2 protein-coding genes and 1 pseudogene are annotated in these 2,535 nt (G+C 40.1%); all 3 read left to right on the top strand.

Annotated features, from left to right (window positions below; translation table 11 throughout):
• A partial coding sequence (locus tag I2D94_RS18015) for a hypothetical protein (RefSeq protein ID WP_229056963.1) occupies window positions 1–1,514 on the top strand: 1,514 nt, incomplete at its 5' end.
• 11 nt (window positions 1,515–1,525) lie between these two features.
• Window positions 1,526–1,903, top strand: coding sequence for a hypothetical protein (locus tag I2D94_RS18010; protein WP_072685612.1), 378 nt, complete (start codon window positions 1,526–1,528; stop codon window positions 1,901–1,903).
• A gap of 270 nt (window positions 1,904–2,173) precedes the next feature.
• Window positions 2,174–2,535 (top strand): annotated as a pseudogene (locus tag I2D94_RS18005) (RHS repeat domain-containing protein); the annotation flags it as partial.

Raw genomic sequence — 2,535 nt, 5'->3', positions numbered from 1 at the left:
ACTGGCAGGATCCGTTAAGTCAGAACCGGTATAACTATGGCAGAAACAACCCGAACAAGTACTTTGACCCAACCGGAAAGTGGAGTCTGTGGGGAGCGGTAAAAAACACGGTAAACAAAGTTGTGAACACAGTGAAGAAGACTGTAAACAACGTTGTCAATACAGTGAAGAAAACAGTGAATAACGTCGTCAATACGGTGAAGAACACATTCAATCCGCCAAAACAAAGTACACCGCAAAGAAATAATACGAATCCCACAGGCTATCGAACGACCCCACCGATCTATAAGCAATATGATAAAGCGATTACTTATCAATATGATGAACCGAGTCGACCTTCTTCCGGAGGTGGAAGTAGTAATAATGGAAGTACGCCCAACAATTATGTTAAAGCAGCAAATGACGCAGCTCTAGCTATATTGAGAGCAGCACAGGAAGCGGCAGCAAAAAAGGCAGAGGAAGAACTGAAGAAACAGACGACAAGTAAATTTGCGGATCTGAATGAAGGGTTGAGGAGAGCAACTGAAGCGTTTACTAAGCAAATTGAAAAGAAACGGGAAGTAGAAGCCATCTTATCTGGATATAAAGGTATCGATTTCAAGGATGTAACAGACAAGATAGGATCATTAGCGAATCGTGTCAGCGGCTGGTGTAATGAAGCGAAGGGCGAAATTGAAAAAGGACTGAAGTGGGTTGGTGAAAAAGCCGGGGAAGTCGGAGACGCCGTAAAGAGAGTGACCCAGAATACAATTCAAAGCTTCATAGATCATCCAGTAGAAAATCTTGTGATAATCGGCAGCGGAGCAGCGGTACTGTACCTAACAGCGGCCTCGTTTGGAACTCTGCCAGCGTTAGCTGCATTATTGGGAAACACTGCGGCAGCAGCCTATGGCGGAGCAACGGTGTATGGAATCTACGAATACAAGAGCGGAGATAAAGAAAAAGGCGAAGAGGATCTGAAGAAGGTCGCATTATCAGCGATCACGATGGCAGGAGCCTTCGGAGCGCAGGGAAATGCAAATGTTACGAATACGCCAGGAGGGAATGTCCAGCCAAATGGAAGTCTGGCATTAGAGGGTGGCCGTATAATCGGATACTCAATCGCACTGGAAGGCGTAACGTCAATCAGTTCGGAGGTTACGGATGCCTTAGGCATCACTCAATCTGCGATTGCGAATGGTGGTGGATCATCTGTAGATCAAAAGGCAAAAAATGATCGGAAGGAATCCATAAACAACGATTATGTAGAAATAGAAGGGAGAGGATCTACTGGTAGGACAAAACCACAGGATATAGTTGAAGAAATTGCGATGGATAATACAAAGAAAAATCCATTTAATCCAGGAGAAGGAAATTCAGTCAGAAGAGTTATAGATGAGTTAGGAGATGAACGTTGGAAAAACTGGGAAAAATGGGAAGTTGTATATAGAACAGATTCTGGTAGAAAAGTAACAATACATTTTTCTTATGATCCAGTTAATCATTTGTTTGATGACTTTAAGTTTAAAAATTAAAGGAGATAAATATGCTAGTAAAATGTAAAAAGTCTTTTAGACATCAACTAAAGGAGGGAAATATATATTTAGTAGTAGAAATAATTATAAAACGCAAAAGTAACACAATCAGGTATAGGCTGATTGATAATGAAGGATATCCTGCAATTTATGAGGCAGATATGTTTGAAGTTCAAACAAATGTATTGAAGGATTATGCTATAACAATAAATCAAGAGAGTATATTAATATCACCTATTCAAATAGCAAACTCCGAATTGAATAGAGAAGATATTAATGGTTTCTGGGGGTTATTTGTTGAGGATAATCTTGAAGCTAAAAAAATTTTAATGGAAAGCGTGGAAAATTTAGCTTTATCTGAAAATATTATTACACCATGCTTGGAATAATATTGTAATTGTGTCGTGGATGGTTAAATAGAGCTGGCAGGAAAAGGATTATAAAAACTTTTCCTGCCAGCTTTGTTAAACAAGAGAAATAATTAATCCATAGGAAATTTTTGTTGCTGTATTAGACTGACTCTGGACCAGTTTTATCTAGACTTAGTAAGGAATTTGTGTTAATTGGTTTTCACTTAGAAGCTAAGATAATAATATTTAAAAAATTAGAAATTCTATAATACTTATCTTTGTAACTCTCAGCATTCACGCTTGATCGCCATGGCTCAAGCGTCATTTCTGGAATTTATCAACAAGATGGGCAAGGTCACGCGCCGGTATTATGATCAGACGGAAGTGCTGTATGCCTACAATACTTCAGGCGAACTGATCAAAGCGACGGATGAAGATAAGAAGTCGGAAGAATATACGTATGATAAAAACGGAAATCTGTTAACCTTGAAGCAGAAAGACGGAACGGTCATTACCTATACCTACGACGCTAATCAGAATCTGCTTTCCAAGCCGGATGCCGCATTTACCTATGACGCGGCGGGCAACACCACGCAGGTTGTCCGGGACGCCAAAACGATCAAGTATGAATATGACGCCTATGGCAACCGTACCAAGATTGTCTATCCGGA

The organism is Holdemania sp. 1001302B_160321_E10, assembly GCF_015552275.1.
Taxonomy (GTDB): Bacteria; Bacillota_I; Bacilli_A; order Erysipelotrichales; family Erysipelotrichaceae; genus Holdemania.
Note: the sequence above shows the minus strand (reverse complement) of the source record. Positions and strands in the feature narration are given on the sequence as shown.